Source organism: Thermanaeromonas sp. DSM 22490 (assembly GCF_056378755.1).
This window is the reverse complement of the sequence record NZ_JBJHHE010000006.1, coordinates 74,357-92,611: the sequence shown is the minus strand read 5'-3', so window position 1 is coordinate 92,611 and position 18,255 is coordinate 74,357. Positions and strand designations below refer to the sequence as shown.

Sequence of the window (18,255 nt, the reverse complement as noted above, 5' to 3'; positions counted from 1 at the left end):
AAAAACAAGTTACAACAAAAATTGACGGGAAATGATAGGTATGTTATGAATAAACTAGAAAGCTAATAAAAACTATTGCTAAAATCAAAAAAAATAACTGTAAGGAGGAGCAGGAGGGTGAAAGGATCGTAATTTGCTTCTTATAAGTAAAGGGGGGAGATTCCCATGCGGGGTCTACTTGCCAGCTGTATTCAAAACGATTTGGTCTGTATACCCCAGGATTTACAAACGCTTTTTGTGTATTGGACTTTCACCCCCCAAAGAATGGAGACTCTTAAAGATTTTCTCAGCAAAGTCCAGCCGGAACATCATTTAATCTTGCGCCTCTGTTGCCCTGCCTCTTCCTCGTTGGAGCAAGAAATCATCCTGCCTTCTTTACAATCCGGGAGCTATTACTTTCATCACATAAACCCGCGCTTTACCTACCACGTAGAGCTTGGCGTAAGAACTCCGGAAGGACAATTTATCCTTTTTTCCCGTACTCCAGAGCTTAAACTGCAACCGCCTGAATCGGAAACGGAAGACCGCCCACTCAAGCTCGCTGGCGAGAAAACGTGGCCAGAAGACCTCGGCAACTTTTTGAGCTCCTGGTCCTGAAGGGAGTGAAATCCTATGGCTGGGCTAAAAGATACTCCCTCCGGCTATCTAGCGCTTTTGTTGCATGCCCACCTGCCCTTTCTGCCCCGAGGGGAAGAGGGTATAACCTTGGAAGAGAAATGGCTTTTCGAGGCTCTGACCGAATCTTATCTTCCGCTTTTACTAAGCTGGGAAAAGCTGGCCCAAGAAAAGGTAGAGTTCAGGCTCACCCTTTCTTTATCTCCTCCTTTGATCACCATGCTCAGGGATAAAAGAAGGCAGGAGCGCTACAGCCAGTACCTGGACAAGCTCCAGGAATTAGCACTCCGGGAAGTGGAGCGAACGGCAAAAGATCCAGTGTTTAATCCACTGGCAGAATTTTATTTCCAACGCCTTAAGGGTTTGGCGATAACTTTTAATAGCATTTATCAGGGAGACCTGCTTACCCCTTTAAAAGATTTGCAAAAGCGAGGTTACCTGGAAATAATCACTACTTGTGCCACCCATGGTTACTTACCTCTTATGCTTACTTCGGAAGCCCAGTATGCCCAGATAAGAATCGCCCTGGATCTCTTTGCCGAGGTAATGGGATGGGTACCGGCGGGATTCTGGCTTCCGGAGTGCGGTTATACACCTGGGGTGGAAAAGATATTGGAGAAAGCCGGAATTAAATATTTCATAGTAGCAGCCCATGGGCTCTTAAATGCCATCCCCAGGCCACCTGCGGCGGTTTATGCTCCGGTTAGGGTTAACGGCAGCATAGCGGGCTTTGGCCGGGATTGGGAGACTTCCCACCAGGTTTGGAGCCGCACCGAGGGTTATCCGGGGGACCCTGTGTACCGAGAGTTTTACCGCGATATTGGCTATGATCTGGATTTTAATTATTTGGAACCCTACCTTATCGGCGGTAGACGAGGCGATACGGGTTTTAAATACTATCGCATTACTGGAAAAACGGACGCCAAAGATCCCTATGATTACCGGACGGCCCGGGCTAGGGCCAGAGAACATGCTCAAGACTTTATGAACAATCGTGACAAGCAAGTACTTTATTGGGCTAACCATATGGCAGGTAAACCCATAATAGTAGCGCCATACGATGCAGAGCTTTTTGGCCACTGGTGGTTTGAAGGGCCTGATTGGCTCGAAGATGTTTTGCGCCTGGCCGCAGGAGGACGGCCAACCTGCCTGACCACCCTCTCGGCTTACCTGGAAAAATACCCGCCGGAGCAGGAAGTAACCCTGGGACCCTCCAGCTGGGGAGAGGGGGGTTACAACCGCGTATGGCTTAATCAATCCAACGATTGGGTTTATCCCCTCCTGCACCAGGCAGAAAAGGCCATGGGAATTATGGCCGAAGGTGGTTCGCCTGCAGGCCCGTTGCAGGAGCGCGCCCTTAGTCAGGCGGCGAGGGAGCTATTGCTGGCCCAGAGCAGCGACTGGCCCTTTATCCTTACTAATCGGACAGTGGTGGAGTACGCCCAAAGCCGCTTGGAAACGCACTTGTCCAACTTTTTTAAACTCTACCGGGATTACCAGGATAACAACATAGATGAAGAGTTCTTGTCGAGGCTGGAAGCTCAGCACCATATTTTCCCCAGGCTGGACTATAGCCTTTACTGCCGGGTCAAGCCCGCGTTTCCTCCTATCGCCCCGGCTGCTGATTTGTACGAGCCTATAGTGCTTATGCTGAGCTGGGAATTTCCACCCCACCATGTGGGAGGGCTGGGGATCCATGTTCGCGATCTTTCCGAAGCCCTGGCCCGAAAGGGTGTCCAGGTTCATGTCCTCACCCCCGCTCCGGGAGAACAGGCCGAATCATCAGTTAAAAATGGTGTTTATATCCATTATTTACCAAGATTTTCCCAGCCGGATAGCAAGATAGACTTCCTCTACTGGGTATTACAGCTTAACTTAACTATGGCCGACTGGGGACAAGAGTTAATATGGCGCTTGCCGCCAAATAATGTTGTCGTCCATGCCCACGACTGGTTGGTGGCTTATGCTGCCCGGGAACTGCGGGATGCCCGAAAGATGCCCCTAGTGTGCACTATTCATGCTACTGAGTATGGCCGCAATAAGGGCCTCCATAATAAGATCCAGCTCACCATCCACCAGATAGAGGCTGAACTGGTGGCCGATGCCACCAAGATAATTTGCTGCAGCCGCTATATGGCAGAGGAAATCCAACAACTCTTTCAACCGCCGGCCACCAGGGTCAAAATAATTCCTAACGCTGTCCGGCCTATAAATATTACTCCTCCCTCCGGGAGGAGTCAGACTGTCCTTTACGTAGGGCGCCTGGTAGTAGAAAAGGGAGTGCAAGTTCTCCTGGCAGCCTTTGCCCGGCTAAGCAACCTCTACCCGGAGGCCAACTTGATTATTGCCGGTTCAGGACCTTATATCCAAAAGCTAAAATCCCTGGCCTCAGAGCTCGGGATAGCCGACAAGGTTCAGTTTACCGGGTTTGTCTCGGAAAAAGTGCGCAACCAGCTCCTGGCTCAAAGCCGGGTAGCCGTATTCCCCAGCCTGTATGAGCCCTTTGGCATAGTTGCCCTGGAAGCCATGTCGGCTGGAGTGCCGGTGATCGTTTCGCGTACGGGGGGTCTGGCTGAAATAGTAGAAGATGGAGTGACGGGTTTATGCTTTACCCCTGGTGATGTAGACGACCTGCTCCGTTGCCTGGTGGCTATTTTCCAAAATCCTGATTGGGCTAAGGAACTGAGCCAGCGCGCTCGTGCCAAAGTGGAACAGGATTATACCTGGGACGCGGTAGCCCAGCAAACCCTGGCCCTTTATCAGGAAGTACTTAAGACACGTTAGGAGAGGATAAGATGCGTCCTGCCCACACCTTTCTAGTCCGGCCAAGATTGCCGGCAAAATTGGAGCCCCTGCGAACTCTAGCTTTGAACCTCTATTGGCCTCGGCACCATGAAACAGCCGAACTTTTTCGCCGCCTGGACCCCTACCTATGGGAGCAATGCGAGCATAATCCCGTGCTGTTGCTCCAGCGGTTGCCAGAAGAAAAATTTTTCACTGCAACCGAAGATCCTGATTATACCAGCAAGCTGGAATGGGTCTGGCAGCAATACCAGCAATACCAGGACTTTTCCCCTTCCTGGGCCGAGACCCACGGGCTGGAGAAAAGCACAGTGATCGCTTACTTTTCGGCCGAATTTGGTTTGAGTGAGGCTTTGCCCATGTATGCCGGAGGGTTGGGGATTTTAGCCGGGGATCACCTGAAATCTGCCAGTGACTTGGCCTTGCCCCTCGTGGGTGTAGGCCTTTTATACCGGCACGGCTATTTCCGCCAGCGCCTGGATAGCCAGGGCCAGCAGCAGGAAGTTTACCCTTTTTACGACTTTCACGAGCTGCCCCTAGAGCTGGAATACGACCCTGACGGTAAACCCCTTACCATCCAAGTTACTTTTCCGGACCGGCTGGTCAGGGCCCAGATCTGGAAGGCCCGGGTAGGCCGCCTTAATCTCTACCTTTTGGATAGCGACTGTCCGGAAAATTGGGAAACTGACCGGGCCATCACTGATCAGCTCTATAGCGGCGACCTGGAAAAGCGCATCCAGCAAGAAATACTTCTGGGGATAGGGGGGATGCGGGCTCTAGCAGCCTTGAAGATTGAGCCTAGTGTCTGTCACTTGAACGAGGGACATTCGGCTTTTCTGGCCCTAGAACATATTCGCCAGCTCAAAGAAAAATATGGCCTTGACTTTGCAGCTGCTCGTGAACTGGCCAGTACCAGTCATATTTTTACCACCCATACTCCGGTGCCCGCCGGAATAGACTTATTCCCTCCTTATTTGATGGATAAATATTTCACCGAGTATTACCAGTCTCTAGGCCTCTCCCGCCACGAATTTTTAGCCCTCGGTCGCCAGGACCCCTACAACCAGCAGGAACCTTTTAATATGGCTGTACTGGCCCTACGCCTTTCAGCCTGGGCCAACGGTGTAAGCCGTTTGCATAGCCAGACAGCTCGCAAGATGTGGCAGGCGGTATGGCCGGAGGTGCCAGTGAGCGAGGTACCTATTGTTTCCATTACCAATGGAATACATATCACCACCTGGGTGGGAGAAGGGTTGCTGGAACTATTTGACCGCTACCTGGGCACCGGTTGGCGTGAAACTCAGGCGGAAAAGGACATCTGGGCCCGGGTGGAACAAATACCCGATTGGGAATTATGGCAAGCCCATGAAAGGCAGCGGGAGACCTTGATAAAACTGGTGCGGCGTAAGTTAGCGGCTCAACTGGAAGCTCAAGGGGCCAGCCAGAAGGAGATTGCCGATGCCCATTCCATTTTGGACCCCCAGGCCTTGACCATCGGTTTCGCCCGCCGCTTTGCCGCCTATAAGAGGCCTACCCTCTTGTTTTACGACTTAGAAAGACTATCCAAGATTTTGGGCAATTCCCAATGGCCAGTGCAGATAATTTATGCCGGCAAGGCTCATCCTAAAGACGAAGAAGGGAAAAAGCTAATCCGGGAGATTATCGCCCAGAGCTGGCGGGAGGAATTTAAGGGACGTCTGGTCTTCCTGGAAGACTATGATATAAACATAGCCCGGCATCTGGTGCAGGGAGTAGACCTGTGGCTGGCCAACCCGCGCCGCCCCCTGGAAGCCTGCAGCACCAGCGGTATGAAAGCGGCAATTAATGGGGCTTTACATATTAGCACCCTGGATGGCTGGTGGGGTGAAGCCTGGACACCGGAGACGGGCTGGGCTATCGGCCGTGGAGAGGTTTATACTGATCCTCTTTATCAGGATGCCATAGAAGCCAAGGCTCTTTACGACCTGCTGGAAAAAGAAATAATCCCCCTGTTCTATGAACGCGACCAGAGGGGATTGCCCTCGGGCTGGCTGGCCAGGATGAAAAAATCCATGCAAGCCTACGGCCCTGTTTTTAATACCCAGCGCATGGTAGAGGAATACACCCGGGAGTTTTATATACCTTCTGCCAGACTGTACCAGCGCCTGAAAGTTAATAACCAGCAGCGGGCCAGGGAACTGGCTGAGTGGAAGAGATGGGTTGAGTATCACTGGAGCCAGGTGCAGATTGAAAAAGTGGAGGGGATAGGGCCAAGAACTTTGGAAGTTGGTGACAATTTAACCATTAAGTCGATAATATCATTAGGCTCTTTACGGCCTGAAGATGTGTGCGTAGCAGTTTACTTTGGACCTGTGGATGTAAATGGCGAAATTATCGCCGGGGAAAAACTGGTACTCACTTCGTACCAAGCCCTCGGCGAAGGGAGGTATTTGTATACCGGACTCTTGCCCTGCCGGCGCAGCGGTCGCCAGGGCTATAACCTGTGCGTATTTCCGTATCAAGAAGACTTGGCTCACCCGTACTCCAGCGGCTTGCTCTTATGGGGTTAACAGGGAAATAAAAATGAAGGGAGGGAGAAAGGATATGCTGGCCAGAGATATTATGACCAGGGAAGTAATAACGATTAGCGCTTATGCTCCTATATATGAACTAACTAAATTGCTGGCTGAACACGGTATCAGCGGTGTACCAGTATGCGATGAAAGCGGTAAAGTTATAGGTATGGTTAGTGAGGCGGACCTTATCGCTCTAAAAAATGGTAGCCGCGTCAAAGATATTATGAACCCGGAAGTAATCACTGTGAGTGCTGATACTCCTGTAGAAGAAGTAGCTGCCATCCTGCACACGAAAAAAATCAAGCGAGTGCCTGTTTACGATAAGGGCCAGTTGGTAGGCATTATCAGCCGGGCTGACATTGTTGCCGCTATAGCCCAAAAGTATGCGGAGTAAGTTTTATTTAAGTACTATGGCGGGAGCAAGAAGGGCGGGTTGGCTTTTGGGAGGCGCTCTTCTTGCTTTCATTTTTTATGGTGGCGCTGTGGCCAACGCTACTTCTTCCGAATAGAGGAAATAATAAGCGTGGCAGGAAAATGAATGTAAACGAAGAAAATATTATAAATGAAAACAGCAATGGAGGAAAACAGAGGTTAAATTATAAATCAAGGGGGTCTTGTTAATGCCAGTAATAAAAAGCGATGGGGTAGAAGCTAAGGAAGTATTTCCCAATGTTTTTATAAAATCTCTAGTTGATAATACCACTGGTGCCGCGGCTATAACCAGCGGAGAAATTACGTTACAGCGGGGCGGGACTATTCCGTTACATATTCATAAGGTAGAGGAAGTAATTCATGTAATTAAAGGGAAAGGCACTTTAAAGCTGGGAGAAGAAAGCTATCCGATTGAGGAAGGCACGGTTATACATGTACCTACTGGTGTAAAGCATAGTTTTAGCAATGAGTATGATGAACCTCTAAAGATTATTTTTGCATTTCCCGCTGTGCAGGTGGAAAGGATTTTCGTGTAAAAGGGAGTTGCTTCAGAAGCCTAAAGGCCCTCGAACGAGATGGGCCTTTTTGTTAGGTCGGAGAGGGAGCTGGTAATTTTGGCTTTTAAAGAAGGGGAACTAGTTATTTTCGCTGATCACCGTGTTCAATTCTTGCAGCGTCTAACCCCGGGCGGGCGTCTGGATACACATTGGGGATACATTGAACACGATAACGTGTTAGGCCGCGAACCCGGCAGCGTTGTCAAAACTTCGGTTGGGAAGAAGCTCTATGTTTTTTATCCGACTCTCTCGGACTATATAATTAAGATGCCGCGCAAAAGCGGTATCATTTACCCCAAGGATTTAGGTATTATTATGGTATGGGCAGATGTCTTCCCCGGTGCTCGAGTTTTGCTAGGAGGCGTGGGGAGCGGGGCGCTTCTGCTCGCCGTACTGAGGCAGGTAGGTGCTGCCGGGAAAATAGTAGCTTACGATGTGCGCCAGGATATGCTGGACTGGGCTATGGAAAACATTAAAGCCTATTTTGGCGAGCTGCCCCCTTTTCTCGAACTGAGGCTCGGGGACATTTACGAGCCAACTGTCGAAGCAGGGTTTGACCGCGTGATCCTGGATGTGCCGGAGCCCTGGCGGGCAGTGGAGACTGTGTACAATGCTCTTATCCCCGGAGGCATTGTGTGTTCCTACCTCCCATCTATTATGCAAGTGCGAAGTTTTGTTACGGCTCTGCGGGAGGTGGGTACTTTTGGTTTGGTCGAGACCGTAGAAGTGATGCTTAGAGGCTGGTATGTAGAAGGCCGGGCTGTAAGGCCCGAACACCGCATGGTGGGCCACACCGGCTTTCTCACTTTTGCGCGCAAGCTAAGCAGGGGAGAATAGCAGGAAAGGAGCTTTAAAATGCAGTTCTATGGCTTGCTGGCCTTAATTTTTACTTTGCTTATAGCTATTTTCGCCGTACAAAATGCGGTACCGGTGGATATTTATTTTTTGATTTGGAAATTCCCTCAGGTATCTTTGGTCATAGTAATTTTTGCTTCGGCTTTAGCAGGAGCCCTGATTATGGTGTTTTTGGGTATCTTGCGGCACTTTAAGGACCGACGTAAGCAGTCCAGGGAGAAAACTGGTCAGCTTGAACAACCCGCTGTTTTAAATGGTGCAGAAGAATCCGGGATGCCCAGGTCTTTAGGAAGGGAGGGATAAATCTTTCTAGGCCGTCTCAATCTAATGAAAAAATGTCTTAAGAATATCTCACAGAAAGGAGAGATCAGGGCATGCGAAAATTATTAACACGTTTACTTTTAGCTGTAGGCCTCATTTTGGCTTTACTATTTGCTTCTACTAGCGGTTTTGCAGCTCCCAGTCTCTTTCCAACCCCCGGCCAGGGAGACACGCCTGCTTCAGATCAAATTCTCGTTAAATTTAAACCTGCAATACCTAAAGCCGTTAAGGATAGGGTACATGGTCAAAATAATGGCCAGGTAATTGATGCTATCCCTGAGATAGGAATCGAAGTAGTTAAAGTAGCAAAGGACAAAGCTCTGGAGAAGGTAGCCAATTACAGCCGCAGTCCCCATGTGGAATTTGCCGAGCCAGATTACATAGCCCGCGCTGTTTTTGTTCCTAATGATCTCTATTTTGGAAAACAATGGGGAATGGCCAAGGTTCAAGCACCGGATGCCTGGGAAGTAACAAAAGGGAGCCGGAAAGTAAAAATCGCCATTTTAGATACAGGAATTGACCAGGATCATGAAGACCTGGCTGACCAAATAGTAGCCAACGCCAATTTTACGCCCAGCAGAACGGTGGACGATAAATTCGGCCATGGTACCCATGTAGCAGGAATTGCTGCGGCAGCCACCAATAACGGGAAAGGGGTGGCCGGTATAGGCTTTAAATCTGCCCTTATGAACGTTAAGGTACTGGGCGATGACGGAAGCGGTTACTATAGCTGGCTGGCTAAAGGTATTGTCTGGGCCACGAAAAATGGAGCCAAAGTCATAAATATTAGCGCCGGCGGCAACCAGCCCTCCAGGGTATTAGAAAAAGCTATCAATTATGCCTGGAGCCAGGGAGTGGTCCTGGTTGCCGCGGCAGGCAATGATAATTCCTCGGCTCCTTTTTATCCCGCTTTTTATTCCAATTCCATCGCGGTAGGGGCTACCGACGAAAACGACAGCCGCGCGTTTTTTTCAAATTATGGGCCTTGGGTGGACATTGCCGCGCCGGGTTTAAACATCTTTTCTACCACCCCCAACCACGACAATTATATTCATAATTATGGCATAGCCCTGGGCTACGACTACCTGTCAGGAACCTCTATGGCCAGCCCGTACGTGGCCGGGATAGCAGCTTTAGTGTGGGCCAAGTATCCTGGCTTGAGCAATGCGGAGGTAAGGGAAAGGATCGAGGCAGGGGTTGATCCCGCAGTAGGCTTTGAGCCGCCTGTAGGACGGGTTAACGCCTACAAAGCTTTACGATGAAACATTAGTTTTAAGGCGAGCTAGTTCCAGGCCCTTTTCTGCTATAAAGATAAAGGTTAGCAGTCCGCGGGGAGATAAAGCAGCTTTAGCTACCTCAGCCACGATTAGAGGGCGGGTCGCAACCTGGGGATAAAATTTAGGGGGTTCCGGCTCTATAAAATTTATTGTTATAATAACTTCCCGATCTGATTGGGTTACCTGCGAAAGTGAAATCTGATAACCGGGGTTAGGTTTTATCCCCCAACAGGCAAGTAAATATATGTTTTGGATGAAGTCTGCTCCTTGAGGGGCTGCAGGGTAATATTTTTGGTAGTTTTCTTTAGTAAGTACCAAGAATAGCGCTTCCTGAGAAGGTATTGCCCAGGAACCAGGATTGGGCAGGAGACGGAAAGGTATAGAAGCAGATCTTTTTGGGCCGGACACCCCTATCCCCCTATTCCGAGTAAGTCTCACGCTTTTCATATACTTCTTTTACCGCTTCGAGAAAAGGACCTAGTAAGAGGGGATCATAATAAGTACCCGCGTGCCTTTGCAACTCTTGGCTGGCTTCGGAATACCCGAGTGCTTTTCTGTAAGGGCGGTCCGTAGTCATGGCATCGAAGCTGTCGGCCAGTCGCACGATGCGGGCAAGGAGTGGGATTTTTTCTCCCTTCAAACCATCCGGATAACCTGAGCCATCGTAGTTTTCATGATGGGAGCGGATGATCTGTGATATTTCTTGGAAAAATACTAAAGGTTTAACCATTTCACTACCCCATACTGTATGATTTTGCATAAATTTCCATTCATTTTCATTTAAAGGCCCTGGCTTATTTAAAACAGAATTCTCTACTTCGATTTTGCCCAGGTCGTGTAAATAGGCGCCATAGCGCAAAGTATCTTTTTCTTCCTCGGAGAGGGATAATTTTTCCGCTAGGGCCAAAGAATAAGACATAACCCTTTCCGAATGGCCAAAGGTGTAGCGATCCTTGATATTTATCAGCGCTACCAGGGCCTGGAGGGTAGGGAAGGCCTCTTTGACTTTTAAGGTGCTGATCTGACTTATTATAGAATAATAGAGGTAAGTATTACCCTGGGCGTACTTGGCTCTAAATAAATCATTTTCTGCCGCCCTTACCAGGGACGAAACTCCATCGCCGTCAACAGGGTAGCTCGCTAAACCGGTAACAATGGTAAAGGGCTTAAAAGGCAGTGTCCTTTCGCTGTCCAGCAAGCAAAGGGTAGCCTGGTTCACCATTTTTTGTTTTATGTGCGCAGCTACTGTGAGAGCCTCATCCTTATCTTTTCCAGGAAAAACGAGAGCAAATTCGTCGGTACCGTAGCGAGCAGCATAACTCGGCTCTTTGACTTCTTCCCGCAATAGTTGCCCGATGTTAGCTAAAATTTCGTCTCCCTTTTGGTAACCGTAAACCGTGTTAAAGTACTTAAATTGATCTATGTCTAATAAGGCAAAGGATACGGGAAGATTTTCCGCTGCCGCTTTTTTTAAAGTTAGGGCCAGCTTTTCTTGTAAGTAGCGGTGGTTGTACAGACCGGTTAATTGATCATAATCAGCCAGCTGAAGCAAATCCTCCTGGGTTTTTCTCTCTATTTCCATCAGGCCGCCCACCAGCCAGGCGAGGAGAATGATAACGCTGGCTATGATGGAGTTGGCCTGGAAAATTTCAGGAGATAAATAGTGATGAAGCCTATAATCCAGGAAAAAAAGAAGGGCGCTGGCCAGGATAGCGGCCACCGTTCCCAACAGCTTGCCAAAGGTGGTGGCAGCAATTATGGCGGGGACCAGGATCAAGACCTTGGCCCCGAAAAAATTATGACTGTACCAGAGAAAGATAAAGGCCAAAGGGAAGATGACGGCCAGGAGCAAAATCTCATCTATCTGGGGTTGGTCCAGAAAAGTTATCTTGGGTAAGAGCTTGCGGCCAGTGTATGTCATAATACCTATCACAAATATGGCAAAAAGAAAGAGTAGATATATAGGTAAACTTAGTCCCAAGGGCAAATTATAAAAACTAAAAACGATCATAAGAAAAATTAAAAGGCTAACAATGTGGGTAACTAAAATATACTCGGATATCTCCTGTGACCTTCTTTGTTCCCACTTGCGCATTGACGATTCTCCCGTTAACAGAATTAAAGCTGAGATGTCTCCTCCCCTTTTACTGGACTGTACTCGATAGCACCCAACATTCTAAAAAATTTTTCTTACCGGGAAGGGCGGGGCTTCCCGGCACCAGAGTATTCTTAAGAGTATTTTATTTGCGGAGGGACCTGGGAACCTCGGGTTGATACCATAACAGAGAACAAGTAGGCTTAATCCCAACAGCAGCCGCGAAGGCTAAAAAGCTGAACACAGCAGGCAAAAGGCGATAAAGTAAACGCTTCATCCTCTTTTACCTCCTTTAATTACAACGAGATTATCTCGTCTATGAAAGTGGCAAACCTATGTCCCGCCCTGGTCAAAGTAAAGGTTTGCCACCACAGACCTAGGCTTAAGGCCAGGACCAGGGCTGTGGCCCCGGTCAGAGCCAACAAGGCAATTTGTACGGCAGCGATGAGTAATACGCTGATCACGGATAAACGCCACATTCTCTGGCGGTGTTCCAAAGAAAGAAGGGGTTTGGCTGGGGAATCCACAGGAGCCAGGTGCCAGACGAAGAACAAGGATAAAAGCGAACCCAGGATAACTATTAAGAAAAGGTGAAAAGGGTTCAAAAGAGGCGCCAATACTAGCGATATTTTCCCTAGCGCTGGGGAAACCACTATCCCTAGCAGGGTGCAGGTTAGAGGAGACCGGCTATGGGCCCCGCCAGACCACAGGCGTAGAAAAGCCGCCGTTAAGGTAGCGGCCAGGGTAGTATATAGACAGCCTAAAAGCCAACCTACCAGACTGATGGATAGAAAGCCTATGAGAGGATAGAGGATAACTTGCAGCCCATATAGGGCAATTTCCTCCTCCTCCGGAGTTAAATTGAGGTTCTCCTTTAGATAGGCTACAGCCGGCCGGGTCAGGTTAAACCTTAACAACTTAATCCCTTCTTTTGGTTATAGTAATTTTTGCCTAGGGCTACAACCAGCAATACAACTATATCGGGAAGGGCAAAGGCCGCTCTTAAAAAAGGATTGGCGAAGACCTCCTCATATTCTAACCCGGTAAAGTTTAAAAGAGGTCGCGCGTAAATTAGCTCGGCAGTAGCTATGAGAGCAAAGCATACCAGGACGGCCAAAAATATCTTGGACAGTCGGGCTCGGGTGAAAAGCCGGGTATACACAGCTAAAGACAAAATTAAAATTACCGAATGCATGCCAAACGCGATGGGCAAAAGGCGCACCAGGTTGGTGAGGGTCTGTAACAGGGCAATGGCCAAAACTTTTCTATCTTTTATCCGCAGGTTTAAAAGGCTAAAGACCGCCATCGTTTCAACCAGGCTTTCGGGAAAATCCTGGAGGAGCAAAGCATATAAGATACTGGGAAAGGTTTCTTCAAACATCTAAAATACCTCAACCGCTGGATATTTTTTCTTTTCCATACAAAGTTCAATTCGACAGAAAAGCCTTTTCTCCTGCCAAACAAGCGAAGTTAGCCTGCTGGTTATCCCCAAATTACATACTTTCAGGGCCTTCAGCTCTAACTTGCCTATTACAGATGACCGCTGCAATACTCTCCTGTTCCAGACGCTTGCCCTGCAGTAACATTTCCCGGATGACCTCGTGAAAGCAGGCAAAGCCGGGATGGCAGAGGAGGTTTTCCAGTTGGGCACGGTATTGTTTATTAAAGGGTAAGCCGTAGGCCAGGTGTTGTAGGTAAGTTTCCCGGTCCATCTTGTAGGGTTTAAAGGGGATGCCCGAACGGCTGCAGAGATGGTGGAAGATGCGAAAGCCTCCTAGGTCCAGGTCGCCCCAATGGTAGAATTCTACCTCCTGTCCTTTTTGGCGAGCCAAGGTGTAGAGCTGGCGCAAGAACTCCCGGCGGGAGCGGTTGGGGTACCCTCCCAGGTAGAGGCAGAGGGTGTCAGAGGGGGCCTGGGAAGCCAAGAGGTAAAAGGGCGTCAGATTTTCCACGGTGATAATACGGCTGGCCCTGAGACCGGTCACCCGGTGGGTTAAGGTCATGGCCACCGGCAGGCCCACAGCCGGCGAAAATAAAGAAAGGTCCAGGGAGCCCGAGGGGCCACTCAATATTAGGGGACCGGCTATATAAATATGTTGGGGATTGGGCACAATGCCCAGCTCGGCCAGAAGCTCATCCTTGTCTTCCAAACCTTGTCCTTCGGGCCAGAATTCCCGCACTACGCGCAAGAAACGGCTTTCTATTTCTTCCAATCTCTTGCTGTGGCCCAGGACTCGGAGGCTGAAAATACGGCGGGGCACTTCTTCCACTAAGCCGGGCAGGGCGTCCAGTACCCGGCAGACTTCCTCCAGGAGCTCTGCTTCCTCCAGCTGCCACCCAGCCGGCAAGGGTACCTTGCGGTCCAGGGCGCTAAGAAGCTTTTCCAGGAAGGTAGCTCCCCAAAAACCCCCTTGCTTCCACTTGGGGAGCCAGCTTAAAGCTACCGAACGCATTTTGTCTTCCTTTTTCCAGGGAGGGGTACGCCCCACCAGGGCATAGGCCTCGGCTACCTGCGCAAGGTTAAGAGCCACTTTTTCCACCGTCTGTCCCTGGGCAAAGCGGGACCACTTGATGGTGATAAGGCCTCGAGCCGCCAACTCTTGGGTGACCCGGTTTATCTCCAGCCGGAAATCGGCAGTAGTATCGATCCAATAGTCGGGCAAGTGCTGGCGATCGTAAGGGAGGAAAATCCCCCGGGTGGCCCGGCTGGGGTCGGTATAGTGTTTGCTGCGCTCATATTTGTCCAGAAGGGCATTGAGGATTAAAGAGCGGTAATCCTTCATGCCGTTTCTTTCTCCTCTGTGGCGGCCACCTCGGCCAGCGCTGTTTCGGACGTTTTAAGGGCCTGGTGATAATCTACTGTCCAGGCATGGTGGCCTTCCCGCAAGACCAGGATGGTGGTAGGTACATGGGGAGTAATGAGCTCACATTTCTCGGTAGGGGCGGCTGCCAGAAGCTGCAGGCCCAGCTTGTTGATGAACAGCAGGGTGTTCTCGATGCGGTCGCTGTCCATGCGGTTGAAAGCTTCATCAAACATGACCAAGCGAATACTGTCCTCCGGCAAGGTATTGTAACAATAAAGCTGGAGGAAAGAAGCTACAATGGCTACATAGTAAGGTGTCTGGGTTTCCCCGCCTGATTTTTCCCGGCAGACTTTGGAGAAAAGGGATACGTCCCCGTTCTGGTGATAGATTTTGATATCATAGTCCAGGTAGGTGCGGTAATCAGTAAAGCGCCGGATATTTTCAGCCTGCTCCTCTTCCGGAACCTCCAGGATTTGGGAGAAAAGCTCTTCCAGGGCGGCCTTATGCTTTTCCTGGAAAACCTGGCTGAAAAGGGAGAGGCCTTGTTCCAGGCCCTGGTCCATAATCATGGCATAGATGTCTTCCAGGTCTTTAGCAGGACTGTAAACAAACTGGTAGCGGTCCTGGCCGAAGGTAATACCGTTTAGAACTATATTGAGATCCTGAAAAGCCCGGCGGGCGCTATAGATTTGCTCGCGCAGTTTGTAAACGAAGTGCTCTTTGAACTCCTGCTCAGCAGCTGTTCGGGCCTGACTTATGCGCTCTTCGTACTCCGGCAATTCGCTCTCCACTAGCTTCCGGTATTCGGCCTCATAGGCAGCATTATCTTCGGCTACAGGAGCACCGCCGAACTGGTAAGCATTATTGTAACCGGTCTTGAGTTCTATGAGCTCTCGCTTCAGGCGCTCCACCCGGGTCAAGTTTCCTGCCCGGTTGATGGAAAAGTTATCTATAATTTCCCGGTTGCTCTTTTTGCGGCGCTCTTCCTGGTAGCGGTTTTCTCCTGCTTTGGCTACCTGGGGATCCTCTTGGGCAAATTGCTCCAGTTGTTGAATAAACACAGCGCATTCCTCTTGCCGGGCCTTTTCCTCCTCTTTAAGGTGGCGGAGGTCGGCCTGATAGCTACCCAACTGCTTCTGCAGGCGCTCTTGTTCTTGCCGCAAGTTTTCTCCTTCTTTTCTTATTTGCCGGATGCGGGCTTCCAGCTCTTCCAATTCAGTGCGGTCAATTAAGGATAGTTCTTGTCTTTTAGCTGCCAGCCTGTCTTGCAGCCCGGGCAGTTGCTCAAGCTCCATCCAGGTCTCCCACATGCGGCTGTAGCGCTCGGCCTTGTCGCCGGTGCAGTTTAAGAAGCTGTTACAGAGGGCTTTTTTTGCTTCCAGTTCTGCTATTTCCTGTAGGACTTCGGCCAGGCGGGCTTCTTTAAGCTCCCTCTGTTTCTTGAGGGCCCTCTGGCCGATAAAGGGAACTCGGTACACTTCAAAATTGATCTGCCGCGCAGTATGATTGCGGTAAGTCATGCAAGTAGGAGTAATAGCTATGCGGTGGCGTTTTAATTCTTGCTCGCTTTCACATTTCATAACCTGGCCCAGGAGCCGGTTGATATAGCCTCGAGCATAGGGGTTATCCGTCACCACTTCTTCCGCCAGGCTCCCGGCAATGGGTTGATCCAGGTATTGCAGCACCTGGCCGGTGTTTACCAGCCCCACTCCGGAAAGTCGCAGCTCATATTTCCTCTTTTCGTACACCTTTAAGGCGTGGTCGAAGGCCTCCGGGGGTACCAGGAGATCGAAGCGCTGGGTATTAAGATAACCTTCCACGGCATTTTGCCACTTTTCATTGGGTATTTCCAATAGTTCACATAAGATCTGGGGTACTACAGGCTCTCCCCCCAGCTTTACCTCTTCAGCAATAGCTTTTCTTAGCTCCGTTACGCTTTTATCGTAAACCAATTTGGACTTGCGCAGGCTCTCCAGCTCTTCCTGTAGCTGATCTTTCTCGGCTTCCAGCCCTTGAAGCTTTTGCTGGTAAAGAAAGATCTGCTGGGTTACCTGCTCTTGCAGATCTTTAAGCCTTAAGGCCAGGTTGCGCCAATAATCTTCGCCGGGAAGGGATACCCCTTGGCCTGCGGCCAGGGCCTCAAAGTAGGGCAGGGCCTCCTCCAAAGGCCTTAAGTCTAATGTACCTAGTCCCAGGCAGCTTGCCTGTTCCCGCGCCAATTTCCACGCAGTTTCCAGATCCTCTTTCTCTGCTTGTCCCCAACGGATTAACTGGGCTGCCTGGACCGCCAAATGTTGGCACTGCTTTTCCAGTTCTTGAATTTCCCTCTCCAAATGTTCCACGGTTACCCGTACAGCATTATGGGCCCGGGCCTCGATAAGAGTTTCGAGGATATGACGGTTTTTGTCTTCCAGGTCAGCCAGTTCGGCCAACCTTTTTTCCGTGTTCCCTATTTGAAGAGCCAGCTCCTCTATCCTTTGGGCAAGAGAAGTTATTTTTTCTCGTCCTTCTTCCACCCGGGCGCGCAGGATAATATAGTCCTGGGCACGGATCCAGTTTTGGACTTCCTGGATTTCCCGGTATTTATTGTTTATTTCCTCCAGGCGCGCTATTTTTTCCCGGGTTTGAACGAGCAGGGCTTCCAGCTGGCGGTATTGCTGGAGATTATCCAGCATGGCCTCTATGTTGATAGGATTTTCTTCCAGGATATAGTCGTAGACGAACTGGCGGATATTGGTGATAGGAGTAAAGCTCAAGGCCTTTACCAAGAGGGAAAAGAAGCGCTCGCTCAAATGGCCGAGCTTGGCCAAGAGATGGGTGCGCCATTGTTCCCCTGTATGGTAAAAGTCCGCTCCCTTCCGCCGGGAGAGGTAGGCTTTGAGTTCGCGAAAGTTGCGGGGGCGGTTGCCGTCCAGGAAAAGGGAGTCTTCTAGGGAACAATCTTCTATTTTGAAAAAACGGGGAGGGTCGTGTTCCCCGGAAGCGTAAGAGTCTATAACTGTACCCAGGAGAAAGGGCTGTTTTTTACGGGTGTCGTAAAATTCCAGAACTATATAAGAGGTGAAGTCGTCATGGCGAAGATAGCCTTCGGCGCCGCTTCCTTCATGTCCAGTCTTGCAGCGAAGATAGCCTTTGAGGTCCCGCCGGGTCTCAGCATGGGCAGATTGGTTAAAGCGCACCTTGCGGGAGTCGCCCACCAGCAAGAATTGCAGGGCATCCAGGATGGTGGACTTTCCGGAGCCGTTTTCTCCTGTCAAAAGGGCGCTCCCCTGCAAAGTAATGGTTTCGTTAGCAAAGTAATGCCAGTTGATGAGCTTAATCTTCCGCAGGATCTTCATTATTATTTTCTTCACCCTCTTCCCCGGCGGTATAAGCTGTCAAACGGTTATAGAGCTCCTGGATGGTTTCCACGCGAACAGCCATAAGCACGGTGGGGTAGATGAGGAAGCGGCATTCGGGATCCGTAATATCCTCATCCAGGATTTCCACCAATTGAAATTTCTTAAATAGGGCAAAGGTTTCCCGCAGAGTCTTTTTATCCAGGGGCCGGGTTTGAATCTTCAAGGCCAGGCATTTTTCCTGCACCTCTTCGGTGCGGGCCAGAATATCCTGGACGATACTCAGTTCCCGGCGCTTTTCTTCATATAGAAGGCGCAAAATCAAAAGCAAAATACTTTGTATGAGGTTAAGGTTTAACCGGTTGGTGCCCAACCGGCTTAGAGCCTGGCAGACGCCGTGAACTCTATCAACTATAAGATCCCACCCGGCAATGCTTAGGTACCCTTGGAAAATAGCTTCGTGCCGTTCCACGAAGTAGAAGGCGCGACGGGTATTTTCATTTCTTTTGCAGATGAAGGTGCAGGATAAAAGGTGGTTTACAATGCGGGTAAATTCTTCCTTTTCCCGCGGGCTTAAACTCAAGTATTTTTCTACCCATTCCAC

16 protein-coding genes are annotated in these 18,255 nt (G+C 49.8%); 8 read left to right on the top strand and 8 right to left on the bottom strand.

What is annotated here, in order from left to right; all coding sequences use genetic code 11:
* Positions 1–165: 165 nt before the first annotated feature.
* The 8 genes from AC1BI1_RS06170 (at position 166) to AC1BI1_RS06135 (ending at position 9,399) form a co-directional block, all read left to right on the top strand.
* Complete coding sequence (locus AC1BI1_RS06170) at positions 166–597, top strand: DUF4912 domain-containing protein (protein ID WP_476716410.1); 432 nt, start codon at positions 166–168, stop codon at positions 595–597.
* Between the two features lie 15 nt (positions 598–612).
* Positions 613–3,399: a 1,4-alpha-glucan branching protein domain-containing protein gene (locus AC1BI1_RS06165; RefSeq protein ID WP_476716409.1), complete on the top strand. Its 2,787-nt coding sequence runs from the start codon at positions 613–615 to the stop codon at positions 3,397–3,399.
* 11 nt (positions 3,400–3,410) lie between these two features.
* Positions 3,411–5,966, top strand: coding sequence for an alpha-glucan family phosphorylase (gene glgP / locus AC1BI1_RS06160; RefSeq protein WP_476716408.1), 2,556 nt, complete (start codon positions 3,411–3,413; stop codon positions 5,964–5,966).
* Positions 5,967–6,000: 34 nt separating this feature from the next.
* Positions 6,001–6,366 carry a CBS domain-containing protein gene (locus AC1BI1_RS06155; protein ID WP_476716407.1) on the top strand — a complete coding sequence of 122 codons (366 nt, stop codon included), beginning with the start codon at positions 6,001–6,003 and terminating at the stop codon, positions 6,364–6,366.
* 226 nt (positions 6,367–6,592) lie between these two features.
* Positions 6,593–6,940 carry a cupin domain-containing protein gene (locus AC1BI1_RS06150; RefSeq protein WP_476716406.1) on the top strand — a complete coding sequence of 116 codons (348 nt, stop codon included), beginning with the start codon at positions 6,593–6,595 and terminating at the stop codon, positions 6,938–6,940.
* A gap of 78 nt (positions 6,941–7,018) precedes the next feature.
* Complete coding sequence (locus AC1BI1_RS06145) at positions 7,019–7,798, top strand: tRNA (adenine-N1)-methyltransferase (RefSeq protein ID WP_476716405.1); 780 nt, start codon at positions 7,019–7,021, stop codon at positions 7,796–7,798.
* 18 nt (positions 7,799–7,816) lie between these two features.
* Complete coding sequence (locus tag AC1BI1_RS06140; protein ID WP_476716404.1) at positions 7,817–8,119, top strand: LapA family protein; 303 nt, start codon at positions 7,817–7,819, stop codon at positions 8,117–8,119.
* 71 nt (positions 8,120–8,190) lie between these two features.
* Positions 8,191–9,399 carry a S8 family peptidase gene (locus AC1BI1_RS06135; protein ID WP_476716403.1) on the top strand — a complete coding sequence of 403 codons (1,209 nt, stop codon included), beginning with the start codon at positions 8,191–8,193 and terminating at the stop codon, positions 9,397–9,399.
* Here AC1BI1_RS06135 and AC1BI1_RS06130 read toward each other — a convergent pair.
* From AC1BI1_RS06130 to AC1BI1_RS06095, 8 genes are all read right to left on the bottom strand, one after another.
* Positions 9,391–9,861, bottom strand: coding sequence for a protease complex subunit PrcB family protein (locus AC1BI1_RS06130; protein WP_476716402.1), 471 nt, complete (start codon positions 9,859–9,861; stop codon positions 9,391–9,393). The genes AC1BI1_RS06135 and AC1BI1_RS06130 overlap by 9 nt on opposite strands.
* A complete protein-coding gene (locus tag AC1BI1_RS06125; protein WP_476716401.1) occupies positions 9,833–11,509 on the bottom strand; it encodes a bifunctional diguanylate cyclase/phosphohydrolase in 1,677 nt (558 codons plus the stop codon). The genes AC1BI1_RS06130 and AC1BI1_RS06125 overlap by 29 nt, the downstream gene beginning before the upstream one ends.
* Before the next feature lie 145 nt (positions 11,510–11,654).
* On the bottom strand, positions 11,655–11,786 hold the full coding sequence (locus AC1BI1_RS06120) for a cyclic lactone autoinducer peptide (protein WP_476716400.1): 132 nt from the start codon (positions 11,784–11,786) through the stop codon (positions 11,655–11,657).
* A gap of 19 nt (positions 11,787–11,805) precedes the next feature.
* On the bottom strand, positions 11,806–12,426 hold the full coding sequence (locus tag AC1BI1_RS06115; RefSeq protein WP_476716399.1) for an accessory gene regulator ArgB-like protein: 621 nt from the start codon (positions 12,424–12,426) through the stop codon (positions 11,806–11,808).
* Entirely contained in the window at positions 12,420–12,890 is a 471-nt protein-coding gene (locus AC1BI1_RS06110; protein WP_476716398.1) for a hypothetical protein, read from the bottom strand. Before AC1BI1_RS06110 ends, AC1BI1_RS06115 begins: the two co-directional genes overlap by 7 nt.
* A 112-nt stretch (positions 12,891–13,002) precedes the next feature.
* Positions 13,003–14,292: a Wadjet anti-phage system protein JetD domain-containing protein gene (locus tag AC1BI1_RS06105; RefSeq protein ID WP_476716397.1), complete on the bottom strand. Its 1,290-nt coding sequence runs from the start codon at positions 14,290–14,292 to the stop codon at positions 13,003–13,005.
* A complete protein-coding gene (locus AC1BI1_RS06100) occupies positions 14,289–17,651 on the bottom strand; it encodes an ATP-binding protein (RefSeq protein WP_476716396.1) in 3,363 nt (1,120 codons plus the stop codon). The genes AC1BI1_RS06105 and AC1BI1_RS06100 overlap by 4 nt, the downstream gene beginning before the upstream one ends.
* Complete coding sequence (locus tag AC1BI1_RS06095) at positions 17,629–18,255, bottom strand: DUF4194 domain-containing protein (protein WP_476716395.1); 627 nt, start codon at positions 18,253–18,255, stop codon at positions 17,629–17,631. Before AC1BI1_RS06095 ends, AC1BI1_RS06100 begins: the two co-directional genes overlap by 23 nt.

Excerpts from the sequence above, each read along its gene's own strand:
- AC1BI1_RS06170 (WP_476716410.1), top strand. The coding sequence starts at position 166 with ATGCGGGGTCTACTTGCCAGCTGTATTCAAAACGATTTGGTCTGTATA.
- AC1BI1_RS06165 (WP_476716409.1), top strand. The coding sequence starts at position 613 with ATGGCTGGGCTAAAAGATACTCCCTCCGGCTATCTAGCGCTTTTGTTG.
- glgP (WP_476716408.1), top strand. The coding sequence starts at position 3,411 with ATGCGTCCTGCCCACACCTTTCTAGTCCGGCCAAGATTGCCGGCAAAA.
- AC1BI1_RS06155 (WP_476716407.1), top strand. The coding sequence starts at position 6,001 with ATGCTGGCCAGAGATATTATGACCAGGGAAGTAATAACGATTAGCGCT.
- AC1BI1_RS06150 (WP_476716406.1), top strand. The coding sequence starts at position 6,593 with ATGCCAGTAATAAAAAGCGATGGGGTAGAAGCTAAGGAAGTATTTCCC.
- AC1BI1_RS06140 (WP_476716404.1), top strand. The coding sequence starts at position 7,817 with ATGCAGTTCTATGGCTTGCTGGCCTTAATTTTTACTTTGCTTATAGCT.
- AC1BI1_RS06135 (WP_476716403.1), top strand. The coding sequence starts at position 8,191 with ATGCGAAAATTATTAACACGTTTACTTTTAGCTGTAGGCCTCATTTTG.
- AC1BI1_RS06130 (WP_476716402.1), bottom strand. The coding sequence starts at position 9,861 with ATGAAAAGCGTGAGACTTACTCGGAATAGGGGGATAGGGGTGTCCGGC.
- AC1BI1_RS06125 (WP_476716401.1), bottom strand. The coding sequence starts at position 11,509 with ATGCGCAAGTGGGAACAAAGAAGGTCACAGGAGATATCCGAGTATATT.
- AC1BI1_RS06120 (WP_476716400.1), bottom strand. The coding sequence starts at position 11,786 with ATGAAGCGTTTACTTTATCGCCTTTTGCCTGCTGTGTTCAGCTTTTTA.
- AC1BI1_RS06110 (WP_476716398.1), bottom strand. The coding sequence starts at position 12,890 with ATGTTTGAAGAAACCTTTCCCAGTATCTTATATGCTTTGCTCCTCCAG.
- AC1BI1_RS06105 (WP_476716397.1), bottom strand. The coding sequence starts at position 14,292 with ATGAAGGATTACCGCTCTTTAATCCTCAATGCCCTTCTGGACAAATAT.
- AC1BI1_RS06100 (WP_476716396.1), bottom strand. The coding sequence starts at position 17,651 with ATGAAGATCCTGCGGAAGATTAAGCTCATCAACTGGCATTACTTTGCT.